Origin of the sequence: Sinorhizobium garamanticum, assembly GCF_029892065.1 — a bacterium.
In the GTDB taxonomy this organism is placed as follows: Bacteria; Pseudomonadota; Alphaproteobacteria; order Rhizobiales; family Rhizobiaceae; genus Sinorhizobium; species Sinorhizobium garamanticum.
In genome coordinates, this window is the sequence record NZ_CP120373.1 from 1,769,810 (window position 1) to 1,782,532 (window position 12,723).

8 protein-coding genes are annotated in these 12,723 nt (G+C 62.9%); 1 reads left to right on the plus strand and 7 read right to left on the minus strand.

Annotated elements, in window-relative coordinates:
* Positions 1-2: 2 nt before the first annotated feature.
* The 7 genes from PZN02_RS08220 to PZN02_RS08250 form a co-directional block, all read right to left on the minus strand.
* Entirely contained in the window at positions 3-1,619 is a 1,617-nt protein-coding gene (locus PZN02_RS08220; RefSeq protein ID WP_280661085.1) for a monovalent cation/H+ antiporter subunit D, read from the minus strand.
* On the minus strand, positions 1,612-1,959 hold the full coding sequence (locus PZN02_RS08225; RefSeq protein ID WP_280661086.1) for a Na+/H+ antiporter subunit C: 348 nt from the start codon (positions 1,957-1,959) through the stop codon (positions 1,612-1,614). Before PZN02_RS08225 ends, PZN02_RS08220 begins: the two co-directional genes overlap by 8 nt.
* Positions 1,959-4,886, minus strand: coding sequence for a monovalent cation/H+ antiporter subunit A (locus tag PZN02_RS08230; RefSeq protein WP_342394717.1), 2,928 nt, complete (start codon positions 4,884-4,886; stop codon positions 1,959-1,961). Before PZN02_RS08230 ends, PZN02_RS08225 begins: the two co-directional genes overlap by 1 nt.
* Before the next feature lie 197 nt (positions 4,887-5,083).
* Positions 5,084-7,723 (minus strand): bifunctional diguanylate cyclase/phosphodiesterase, encoded by a 2,640-nt coding sequence (locus tag PZN02_RS08235; RefSeq protein ID WP_280661088.1) that lies wholly within the window; start codon positions 7,721-7,723, stop codon positions 5,084-5,086.
* Between the two features lie 222 nt (positions 7,724-7,945).
* Positions 7,946-9,559, minus strand: coding sequence for a cisplatin damage response ATP-dependent DNA ligase (locus PZN02_RS08240; RefSeq protein ID WP_280661089.1), 1,614 nt, complete (start codon positions 9,557-9,559; stop codon positions 7,946-7,948).
* Positions 9,560-9,564: 5 nt separating this feature from the next.
* Positions 9,565-10,575 (minus strand): ligase-associated DNA damage response exonuclease, encoded by a 1,011-nt coding sequence (locus PZN02_RS08245; RefSeq protein WP_280661090.1) that lies wholly within the window; start codon positions 10,573-10,575, stop codon positions 9,565-9,567.
* 68 nt (positions 10,576-10,643) lie between these two features.
* Entirely contained in the window at positions 10,644-11,597 is a 954-nt protein-coding gene (locus tag PZN02_RS08250) for a nucleoside hydrolase (protein WP_280661091.1), read from the minus strand.
* A gap of 418 nt (positions 11,598-12,015) precedes the next feature.
* Between PZN02_RS08250 and PZN02_RS08255 the strand changes: the two genes are divergently transcribed.
* Positions 12,016-12,663, plus strand: a complete 648-nt coding sequence (locus tag PZN02_RS08255) for a hypothetical protein (protein WP_280661092.1) — start codon at positions 12,016-12,018, stop codon at positions 12,661-12,663.
* Positions 12,664-12,723 lie beyond the last annotated feature (60 nt).

The following is a 12,723-nucleotide window of genomic DNA, read 5'->3' on the forward strand; positions in this document are numbered from 1 at the left end:
GGCTATTGCCCTCCCGCTCTTGGCGCGGAAAGGATACGCTCGCTCTGGAACAGCGGGTTGAGCAGATCGTCGGCGGTCGCCTGCATGTAGCGCATGGCGGGGCCGGCCTGAAGGCTCAGGAAGATGCAGGCGGCAAGCAGAACGACAACGGGCGTGATCTCGATGACGAAGACACGCGGCACAGTGCCTTCGATCGAGGCCCAGAAGGTGCGGATGCCGATGCGGTTCATCGCGATCATGGCGGCAAGTCCCGACAGGATGAGAAGCACGACATAGGTCCAATCGGCGGCAGACATCGCGGTTGCCAGGTCGGTGCCCGGCATGTCGAAGAGGCCGCGAAGGATCGCGAACTTGGCGACGAAACCCGACAAGGGCGGCAGGCCGGAAAGAAGCACGGCACAGAGGCAGAAGCAGAGGCCGAGAACGGCCATTGTCCCCGGTATCGCGACGCCGACCTCCTCCTCTTCTTCATCCTCATCGAAGTCGCCATAGGCTTCCATCGTCACCGCCAGAACGTCGGCGCCGGCGTCGCGGCCGCGGTCGACGAGTTCGATGAGCAGGAAGAAGGCGGAGATCGTCAGTGTCGAGCTGACGAGATAGAAGAGGGCGCCGGCGAGCATCCCCGCATGGCCGAGGCCGATCGCCGCAAGCAGCGTTCCGGAGGAGACCAGAACCGAATAGCCGGCGAGCCTGCCCATCGCCTGTGAGGCGAGCACGCCGATTGCGCCGAAGGCAATCGTCAGCATGCCGCCGGCAACGAGCCAATCCTGGCCGAAGCCAGCGGAGGCTCCGGCGGCTGCACCGAAAACGAGGAAGTGCAGGCGGACGATGATGTAGACGCCGACCTTGGTCAAAATGGCAAAGACTGCAGCGACCGGCGGCGTCGCGGCCGCGTAGGCCGGCGGCAGCCAGAAGCTCAGCGGCCACATGCCGGCCTTCACAAGGAAGGCGATGCCGAGGATCGCGGCGCCGGCTTCGACAAGCTGCCGGTTGTCGGGCGTAAGGGTTGCGAGCTTGGTGGCGAGGTCGGCCATGTTGAGCGTGCCGGTGACGCCGTAGATCAGGCTGACGCCGATGAGGAACAGCGACGAGGCGGCAAGATTGATCGCGATATAGTGCAGGCCGGCCTTGACACGCATGGGGCCGGAGCCGTGCAGCAGCAGGCCGTAGGATGCCGCCAGCATCATTTCGAAGAAAACGAAAAGATTGAAGAGATCGCCCGTCAGAAACGCGCCGTTGAGCCCGGCGATGAGAAGCTGGAACAGCGAATGGAAATGGTGGCCGGCGGTGTGCCAGCGCGCCATGGAATAGACCTGGGCGGCAAGCGCCAGACCGGCCGTCAGGCAGAGCATCAGCGCGGACAACCGATCGAGCACGAGAACGATGCCGAATGGCGCCGGCCAGTTGCCAAGCTGATAAATGCCTGTCCCCGGCTGGTTGCCGGCGTTCGCGGCAATGCGCATTAGGATCATGGCGACAACGAAGACGATGAGCGTCGAGCCGAAGCCGAATACGCCCTTCAGCATCCGATTGCGCTCGTCGACCGGGATCAGCGCCGCGCCGACGGCGAGCGGTAGCAGGATCGTTAGGATGAGAAGGTGCTGCAGCCAATCAGTCATGGCGCTGCTCCCTTCCGTCGACATGGTCGGTTCCGGTGAAGCCGCGCGAGGCGAGCAGCACGACGAGGAAGAGCGCCGTCATTGCAAAGCTGATGACGATCGCGGTCAGCACCAGCGCCTGCGGGACGGGATCCGTATAGCTGGCAAGTTCGCCGGCGCCTGCCGGATTGAGCACTGGTGGCGCGTTAACGCGCAACCTCCCCATGCCGAAGATGAAGAGATTGACTGCATAGGAGAGCAGCGAGAGACCGATGATGACCTGGTAGGTTCGCGGCCTCAGCAACAAGTAAACGCCTGATGCGGTCAGTGCACCGATCCCCGCGGAGAGAATGAGTTCCATTACCGAACCCCCTCCTTTTCGGCGCGCGCTGCCCGCATGTGGGCGCGCGGTGCGCGGACAGACTGGTGGGCGAGCGCAATGAGGATAAGCACCGTGGCGCCGAGGACCAGCGAAAAGACGCCGAGATCGAAGAGGATGGCGCTCGCCAGCGGAAATTTGCCGACGATCGGCAAGGTCGCATATTGCGCGTGCGAGGTGAGGAACGGATAGCCGAAGAGCCACGATCCGGCACCGGTCGCGACGGCGACCAGAAGGCCGATGCTCATCCAGCGCAGCGGATGGATGCGCAGCCGCTCCTCGACCCAGCGGGTGCCGCCCGACATGTATTGCAGGATGAAGCCGATCGACATGGCGATGCCGGCAGCAAAGCCGCCGCCCGGCAGATCGTGTCCGCGCAGGAAGAGATAGGCGGCCAGCAACCCGGTGATGGGGAACATCCAGCGCATGATGACGGAGGGCACGAAGAGATACTCGGCGACGCTGTCGCCGGCTGCCCGATCCGGGTGATCGTCGTCGAACGCGTTCTGCATCCGCTGCTGTTCCGGGGTCTCCAGACTGTCGGCCTGCGGACGGAAGCGCAAGAGAAGCGCAAAGACCGTCAAGGCGACGATGCAGAGCACGGCGATCTCGCCGAGCGTGTCGAAGCCGCGGAAATCGACGAGGATGACGTTGACGACGTTGGTGCCGCCGCCTTCCGTGTACGCGCGCTCAAGGAAATAGCTTGCGATTGTCTCCGGCGGCGGCCGAGTCATGACTGTGTTGGCAATGAGCATCATCCCGCCGCCGGCCAGGATCGCGAGAATGAAGTCTCTGAGGCGCCTGAGGCGGATGCGGAACGGAAGATCCTCGGAATCCTCGGGCTGCTTGATGCGCTTCGGCAGCCATCGCAATCCAAGCAGGATGAGGACGGTCGTGACGATTTCGACGAGAAGCTGGGTTACCGCGAGGTCGGGTGCGGAAAGCCAGACGAAGGTGATGCAGGTGACTAGCCCCGCGCCGCCAAGCAGCACGAGCGATGCCAGCCGATGAAACTTCGCCTGGTAGGCCGAACCGACGGCACAGGCGATGCCGATCACCCAGAGCAGGGCAAAGGCTGGATCGATGCCGCGTATGATGAGGGGCGGTAGTTTGAAACCGCCGAGCAACAGCGGCAATGCTCCGGCCGCGAGCGCGAGGAGAACGACGAAGCACATCTGCGTCTGCAGGCGGCGCGTGCCGAGGCTCTGCTCCAGCGAGCGGGCCCACTTCCATGAAAGCGTCACCAGCACGCGTTCGAAGATGCGCTGGCCCTGGAGCAGGCGGAAGACCGGCGGTCCCTCGATGCTGGTCGCAAGGTAGGAGCGCATCATGAAATAGAGGCCGACCCCGCCCGACAGCGCCACGAAGCTCATGATCAGCGGGACGTTCCAGCCGTGCCAGACGGCAAGGCTGTATTGCGGCGTGCGGTCGCCGAGGATCGAAACGACGGCCGTATGCAGGAAGGGACCGATCGTCTGCGCGGGAATGATGCCGACGACGAGGCAGGCAAGCACGAGGAACTCCACCGGCGCCCGCATCCAGCGCGGCGGCTCGTGCGGCTTCTTGGGCAGATCCTTCGGCATGGGGCCATAGAAGACGCCGTGAATGAAGCGCAGCGAATAGGTGACGGCAAACATGCTTGCGATCGTTGCGACATAGGGCGTCATTGTGTCGAGCGCGTTGACGAGGTGCGTCTCGATCGCCTCGGCGAAGAACATCTCCTTGGAAAGGAAGCCATTGAGCAGCGGCACGCCGGCCATGGCCGCGCTTGCGACCATGGCAAGCGTGGCGGTGATCGGCATGTAGTGGAAGAGACCGCTGAGCCTCTGCATGTCGCGCGTGCCGGTTTCGTGGTCGATGATGCCCGCGGCCATGAACAGCGAGGCCTTGAAGGTGGCGTGGTTGACGATGTGGAAGACCGCGGCGACGGCCGCCAGTGGACTGCCGAGGCTCAAGAGCACGGTGATGAGCCCCAGGTGACTGATCGTCGAATAGGCGAGGAGCCCCTTCAGATCCTTCTGGAAGATCGCGAAATAGGCGCCCAGCAAGAGGGTCGTGAGCCCGGCGAGACCGACGATCCAGAACCAGGCCTCGGTGCCGGCCATCACCGGCCAGAGCCGCGCGAGCAGGAAGACGCCCGCCTTTACCATGGTCGCCGAATGTAGGTAGGCCGAGACCGGCGTCGGCGCAGCCATCGCGTGCGGCAGCCAGAAATGAAAGGGGAACTGCGCGCTTTTCGTGAGGGCGCCGAGCAGCAGAAGGATGAGGACCGTCAGGTAGAGCGGGTGGTTGCGGATCGCGTCGCCGGAGGCGAGCACGACATCGAGATCGTAGCTTCCGACGATCCGGCCCATGATCAGCAATCCGACCAGCATGCAAAGCCCGCCCATGCCGGTCATTGTCAGCGCTATGCGTGCACCGTCTCGGGCGTGCGCATTGTGATGCCAGTAGCCGATCAACAGGAAGGAGACGATGCTCGTCAGCTCCCAGAAGACCGCAAGGAGGATGAGGTTGCCGGAAAGCACGACGCCGAGCATCGATGCCATGAAAGCAAGGAACAGCGCGAAGAAGCGCGGGACCGGGTCCTCGGCAGCCATGTAGTAGCGGGCATAGAGGACGACGAGAACGCCGATCGCCGTGATTAGCGCCGAAAACAGCCAGGCGAAGCCGTCCATCCGCAGTGTGAAGTTGAGCCCGAGCTCGGGGATCCAGTCGAGCTGATAACGCAATACGCCGCCGGGGGCGACGAAGGGATAGAGACCCGCGGTCACCAGAAAGCAGACAAGGGCGATCGCACCTGCGAACCAGGCCGTGGCCCCGCGTTGATCGGACGGAAAGAAGATTACGATGAGGCTTCCCGCAAAAGGAGCGAGAATTAAGACAGGCAGCAATTTCCCCGCGTATTCTATCGTTCCGTTCCCCTCATTGGGTATGTTGGAGAGTGGGACTTGAGGTCCCGGCAGGAGTGCCGCTCAAAAGCGACCACCGCAAACGATGCCCGGACAATCCGCGAAGCGGCAAAGGCATGTGTTTTTATGACTTTTTTCCGGCCGACTGCCAAGTCGTTCAGGAAGAAAAACGCTGATCTAGGGACCGTTTCCAGCGCCTACGCCGCCTGCCAACGGCGTTCGAAAACGAAGGTCGCGAGATCGTTGGCGTTCATCGGCCGGGCGAAGGCGTAACCCTGCAGCCCGTGGCAGCCCAACTCCTTGAGGATGCGGGCATGCTCCAAAGTCTCGACGCCCTCGGCGATCACCTCGATGCCGAGCGAGGTGCCGATGTCGATGATCGATTCGACGAGCCGTCGCTGCGCCGGCGAGGTCAGGATCGGCAGGATCAGTTGCCGATCGATCTTCAGCCGGCGCGGCGTCAGTTTGGTAAGGCTGAGAATGGAAGCGTAGCCGGTCCCGAAGTCGTCGATCTCGATCTCGATTCCCAGTTCCTTGATGCACTCGATATTCGAAAGCACCGTCACGTCGTTCTCGTCGAAGGAGATCGATTCGAGCAGTTCGAAGGAAAGTCGCCCTTCCGGTATCCGCATCTCTTTGAGGCGCTCGATCAAGGTGTCGTCGCGCAGCCGCGGATAGGAGAGGTTGACCGAGACTTTCGGGATGCGGATGCCGTTTGCTTCCCACCTCCAGATCTGGAACAGCGCCTGTTCCAGGATCTTCTGGTCGATCGATGCGACGACGTTGATGTCTTCCGCCGTCTTGAGGAAGGCGTGGGGGCTGAGCAGCCCCTTGGTCGGGTGATCCCACCGCGCCAGCGCTTCGACGCCGATGACGTCGAGCGAGGTCGGGCAGAATTGCGGTTGGAAATAGGCAATGAATTCGTTCCGCTCGAGACCGCGAAGAATTTCGTCAGCGGTCTGTTTCGTCTGGAACACCGCCGTCTTCAACGCGCCGGTGAAGGTTTCGTGCCTGTTGCGGCCGCGGCGCTTGGCCTCATAAAGCGCGATGTCGGCGTTGACGAGAACCTGCGAAAGCTCGTCTCCCGCGAGCGACTGGGCGGCAATGCCGATGCTGACACCGATGCGGCATTCCTGATCCTTGTAGCGGATCGGCACGCTCATCGCTTCGATGACACGTGACGCAAGCGCGGCATCCTCGTGCCGGTCGGGGCTCTGTCGGATGATCACGAATTCGTCGCCGCCGATGCGGGCGACGAAGTCCCCCTCGCGCGCATTCTGCCGCAAGAGTTCAGCCGCATGCCTCAGGATTTCGTCGCCGGCAGCATGGCCGAGCGTGTCGTTGATCTGCTTGAAACGATCGAGATCCATATGAAAGATGCTGAGCTTCGCTCGATCATCGAAATGCTGGCTGCGGTCGGCGAGGATCTCGTCGAGGAAGCGGCGGTTCGGCAGGCCGGTGAGCGGGTCGTGCAGCGCGTTGAACTCCATGCGATGGCGCGCAGCTTCCAGTTCGGTGCTATGGGCCTCGGCAAGCCGCTTGGCCTCGGAAAGCGTGGCTCTCGTCTCGAAATCGGCCGTCACGTCCCAATTGACGCCAACGATTTTCCTGCGGCCGTCTGCGCCGGCGTAGGTAGAGCCGATCGCCCGAATATGACGGACCTTGCCGCCGGCGAGACAGATGCGGAACTCGGAATTGTAGGCGCCGCCGTTCTCAAGCGCCTCGGCAAACTCCTCCTCGGCGCGCGCCAGGTCGTCCGGGTGCAGCGTATCCCTCCAGTCGTCGTAAATTTCGCGCATCGATTTTCCGATGCCGTAGAGTTCCTTCATCAGGCTGTCCCACAATAACTTCCCGCTCTCGATATCGAGTTCCCAGATACCGATCTCGGAGGTGTCGAGCGCGATCTTCAGGCGATGTGAAAGTTCCTGAAGCTGATCTTTGCTCTGCCTCAGAGCCCGGATGTTCCTCTGGCGCTCGGCCATGAGCCGGCCCGTGATGAGCATGGGGACGACGATCACCAATCCGCCGATTACGATCAGGAGACGGGTCTGCCAGGCGTTGTCCGGCGTCGCGGGCCAGCCGCCCTTGGGGATTGCCGCGATCCTCCATGAACCTTCGGGGAGGGACACGCTCATCTCGACCGGGTTCTGGTTGAAGATCGCGGGATCGCCGAAGAAGACCGCTCCCTCGCTTCCAAGGCCGTCGCGACCGGCTATCGCGATTTCGATGCCGAGTGTCGGCGAGACGAGGCCGCTGTCGCGATAAAGGCGGTCGACATCGATCACCGCCGAAACGAGGCCCCAGAAGCGATTGCTGCCGCCGCCAAATTCTGTCGACACCGGAAACCGGGCGATCAGGCCCTTGCCGCCCTGGACGAGGTCGACCGGACCGGCCAGCACCATCTTGCCGCTTGCCACCACCCGCATGACGGCTCCGCGCTGTTTGTCGTTGGTGCGGTAGTCGAGGCCGATGGCCTTTTCGTTGCCCGCCAGGGGATAAACCATCGAGACGACCAGACTGGGCGCGGCGGCGATGTTGCGGAGCTGCGATCGCTCGCTGAAGATGCTCCGCGCAAGCTCGCCGAAGCGCTGCTGTCGCATATCGGGTTCGGTCGAGATCGTGCCAATCAGGCCGCGGACGAGCTGTATACTGCCGTTGATGCTGCTCTCTAGGCTCGAGCGTATCGGATTGAGTTCATCCGCGACCTCCGAGCGCGTGCGTGCCTCCGACACGACTTGGTTCTGATTGTCGGCAAGAATTCCAGCGACGATCACCACGAAGATCGCGATGATCGCTGGAAGGTAGTTGGGGGTGAGAAATCGCGAGAGTCGGGACATTCCAAGCTTGATACGGTTCTTATCCGGCACGAGGGCGCCCCAGAGAGCGCGGATGGCGAGGCAACGGTCCGGATAATTCCAGACTCTTCTTAACAATTCTTCATTCGGACTTGCTCAAATAGGCCCGGCTGCGAGATCTGCCCTACTGCACGTTTCGGATTTGAGGGTAGCGCATGCAGCAACTCAACGTCCTGCAGCGTCCCTTGCGCGTCCGATAGGCCGCTATACCTTCGTCTCGATCATCGCCTGCAATGTTTCGAGCCTGTCGGCGTCCCGCGGCAGTTTGTCCGCGCGGAGGCGGGCAATGCGCGGAAAGCGCATCGCAACGCCCGACTTGTGCCGGGTGGAACGGTTCAGGCCTTCGAAAGCGACCTCGACGACAAAGCCGGCATCGGGCTCGGCGCGGACCGCGCGCACCGGACCGAAGCGCTCGACCGTATTGTCACGCACAAAGCGGTCGAGAATTTCGAGTTCGGCATCGGTGAAGCCGAAATAGGCCTTGCCGACCGGAACCAAAACCGTTTGCCCGTCGCTCTCCGTCCAGACGCCGAAGGTGAAGTCGGAATAGTAGCTCGATCGTTTGCCATGGCCGCGTTGCGCATACATCAGCACCGCGTCGATATTGAAGGGCTCCCGCTTCCATTTGAACCAGGGTCCCTTCGCCCGGCCGGCCACATAGGGAGAGTCCAGCCGCTTCAGCATGACCCCTTCGATAACCGGGTCCGGCGGGTTTGAGCGAAGCCGATCGAGTTCCTCCCAGGTCGCGAACGGGACGAGCGGCGAGACGTCAAAATGTTGAGGAGATGCCGCGTCGATCAGCGTGCCGAGAGCTTGGCGACGCTCCTTGAACGGTTCGGCTCGAATGTCCCGTTCGCCGGAAAAGAGGATGTCGTAGCCGCGAATGAAAGCGGGATATTCCTCGAGCAACTTGCGATTAACGGTCTTGCGGTTCAGGCGCTGCTGCAGGTCGGCGAACGTGCCGGTCGCCTGGTTGCTGCGGGCGGTTCCTCCCACCAGCAGTTCGCCGTCGATGACGCCGGTGAAGTCGGCCGCTTCGAGGATTTCCGGAAAGGCGCCGGAGATCTCGTCGCCGCTGCGCGAATAGAGCCGCCGCACGCCGCCGATATTCGCCAGCTGAACGCGAATCCCATCCCATTTCCACTCGGCGGCGAAGTCCGCCGGATCCAGTCCTTCGAGATCGCCTTCGCCGACCGGCGTCGCGAGCATGACGGCATGAAATACCGCCGGCGTCGTCAGGACGGGCATGTCCGCTTCGCCACTCAGCCAGAGGAAAAGCGGCAGATAGGGCGGCGCAAGGCCATGCCAGAGGGTTTCTATCTCGCCGACATCCTTGCCGCCCATTTCCGCCAGCGCCTGTTTCGCCAGCCGTGCCGAAACGCCGATCCTGAGGCCCCCGGTGACGAGCTTCAGAAGCGCGAACCGGCCCGATGTGTCGAGTTGATCGAGCATGTCGCGCACCAGCGATCGCACCTCGGACCGGCCGGCCATCTGCAGCCGTTCGACGACCTCTCCGAGCGAAATATCGGCTGCGACGCGCTGCTGCGGCGGTTCCCAAACCAGCGAGACGGTTTCCGCGAGATCGCCGACATAGTCATAGGAATAGCGGAACAACACCTCGTCCATGCGCTCGAGCAGGAGGTCGCGGATCAGTTGGGGCTTGACCGTATTGAGTGTCAGCGTGCCGGCGATCGCGGCAAGGGCGTAGCCGCGGCTCGGGTCGCCAGCCTCGCGAAAATAGTCCGCAAGCAGGCGGATCTTGGCATTTCGCTGCGGCGTCAGAACCAGCCGGTCGAGCAGTTCGGCGAAGGCCTTCATGGTTCTCACTCTCCCTCGTCGTCGTAACCAACGAGGTGAAGGGGACGTGCCGGAATGCCCTGCAATTCGCACCAGCGCACCAGGGCCTCCTCGCGGCCATGCGTCACCCAGACTTCGGCGGGCGCGATCTCGCGTATCGTTCCCGTGAGTTCGGCCCAATCGCAGTGATCGGATATGACGAGGGGCAGTTCCACGCCGCGTTGCTTGGCGCGCTGGCGAATGAGCATCCAGCCCGAGGCGAAAACGGCGAGGGGATCGGCGAAGCGCCGCGCCCAGCGATCGGCAAAGGCCGACGGCGGGCCGATGACGATGGCGCCGGCGAAATCCTGCCTTCCCTCGCCGCTAAGCGTCGCCGGGCGGATCTCGCCGAGATCGATGCCCTCGTTCTGATAGTACTCGCACAGCTTGGCGAGCGCCCCATGGATATGGATGGGCTCGTCATAGCCCTGCTGACGCAGGAGGGCGATGACCCTCTGCGCCTTGCCCAGTGCATAGGCGCCGACCATGTGGGCGCGCTCGGGAAATTGCCTTAACGACATCAGCAGCCGGGCGATCTCGGCGCCGTCGTCCGGATGGTGGAAGACCGGGAGGCCGAAGGTCGCCTCGGTGATGAAGACGTCGCAGGGGACGGGCTCGAAAGCCCGGCAGGTCCGATCCGGCCGCCGTTTGTAGTCGCCGGAGACGACGATCCGCGTTCCATCCGCCTCGACGGCGATCTGCGCCGAGCCGAGGACGTGGCCGGCCGGATGAAAACGGACGGTCACGCCATTGACGGTGATCGTTTCGCCAATGGGAGCGATCTGGCTCGCACCGCAAAAGCCGTCGCCGTAGCGGATGCGCATAATGTCCAGCGTCTCGCGCGTCGCGAGCACATGGGCATGGCCCGCGCGGGCATGATCGGCATGACCGTGGGTGACGAGGGCCCTTTCGACCGGCTGAACCGGGTCGATGTAGAAGTCTCCCATTTCGCAATAGAGGCCCTTGGGGGCGGGATAGAGCAAGGTGTCCGGCTTCATGCAGACAAAGATAGCTGGCAGATGCGCGTCTGCCAGCTATGCGGAACAAGATTTTCGTCCCTCTTCTTCTAGTCGCGCAACGACAGCGTATCGGCAATAAGCTTCAGCACGGCCTCTGTATCGATGCCGGTGCAGACCTTCTGGCTTGGAAGGCCGTCCCAGGGGCTCGGCGGAAACAGCCGCGCATCCGGCTTCTGGATCGTCTGGCCGTCGGCGATGCCTCCGCAGATGACGCGGATCGGGCCGCTGCGGGTGCGGAACAGGTCCGGCGCAACGACATAGGCGCAGGCACAGCTGTCATGGATGATCATGCCGTCATCGACATGCTGCTCGTAGAAGGTGATGTAGAACTGCGAGATGTCGGACAGGAGCCTTGCCGGCGGTCCGCCGCGCTCGGCGATATCGACCAGCATGGCCCGCGTCATCACCGTGCGCGTGGTCACATCGAGGCCGATGACGGTGACGGGCCACGGCGCCGTCATCACCACGTCGGCAGCTTCCGGGTCTCCATGGATGTTGGCTTCCGCCGCCGGCGTGATGTTGCCGGGAACGTCGAAGGCGCCGCCCATGATCACCACGTCCTTGACCAGCCCGGCGATTTCCGGATCGTCGCGCAATGCCAGCGCCAGATTGGTCATTCGTCCTACGGCGACGAGCGTCACCTCGCCTGGATTGGCGCGCACCGTATCTATGATGAAGCGATGCGCCGGACGGGGGTCGAGCGGCACGTCGATCTTTTCCGGCACGTCAATATTGCCGAGCCCATCTTCGCCATGAATGCCCGTCGGCCAGCCGACATGGGGGCGGCCGTGATCGAAGGTCTCGCCAAGCCCCTTGGCGACCGGCGCCGCGATGTTCCACGCCTGTTTCAGGAAGAGCGCGTTGCGCGTCGTCGTCTCAACCGAGGCATTGCCGAAAACCGAGGTGATGCCGATGAGATCGATGTCCGGGTGCCGGTGCAGGAAGAGCAGCGCCATTGCGTCGTCGACGCCGGGGTCCGTATCGAAAATAACCTTGTGCATGTGTTCTTCTTTTCTTTTTTGGAAGTGGATAGTAATGCCGCTACTGGAAGCGGCGAATGCTAAGCGGCACCAAGTCGGCGTTCTCGCCCGTCGTGAGAAGTGGGCCGCCGACGCACCCCGATGATGCCTGCTCCAACCATTCCGATACGCGCCATGATGCGGCCGGTCCCTCACACGAAGAATTTGCGGCATTCCTTTTAGTTGAGCCCGGCGCGAGAGCAAGACCTATTCCCGGGAGGATCGTTGCAGTCCGCGAGAGTTCCGATAGCCAACGCGGGTGGAAACGGATGATGATCCGCATCCTGCATTCTTCTTATCCCGCTGAACGGACTTAAACTTTCCGAAAGGTCGTTGACCTATCGTGGTAACGGCCTGCGGGCTTTTCTTTGCAATTTTGAAGACGACAGCGGAGCCGCAGGTGAAGGCTATTTTCAACAGATTGCGTCCTTCCAAAAGGCTGGTGGTCATCCTGTCCGCCGCGCTCAGCGTTTCCGCGGCATCCGGCGGTGCCGCCGTCTATGTCGGTCGCGACAGGCTTATGGCCCGTCTTGCCGAGCCGTCCCCATCCGGGCTCGAATGTACGACGATCCGGACGCTGAAGCTCGATCACAACGGCCAACGCTGGGTCAGGATGCATGTAAAGACCGACAGGGCGAGCGGACCGGACCGCATCAGGACGGCGCTGCGCGTGGTCGGTGCGCTATCGCACAAGGAGAAGGCCGATCTCTATCAGGTCGTCGTGCTCGACGCGGCGGGACCGGAGGAGCGGGCTGCGGTGCGCGGCGCGGCGATCGGCGCCGAGGTTCTTTTTGCGCCCGGCCCACAGAGCGTCAGGGGGATGGAAGAGCCGTTCCGCGCTTCCTACAATGACGGGGCCGCGAACGCCTCCGGCATGTTCCACGGCAGGACCGTTCGGCTTGAACTTCACGAGGTGCGCGCCCTGATGAGTGCCATGGAGGATCGTTCGCTTTGCATCGATCCGTCTGCGGCCGTAATCGAAGGCGTGGAGGCCGACGAAGCCGGCGCGCAAACAGTCGGGAGCGCCGAGGCGCCCGCCGGCCATTAGAGCCCTTCAGGGTCAAATGGAAGCAGTTCTGCCGGAGCAGGTTTTCGTCAGGGCATAGGC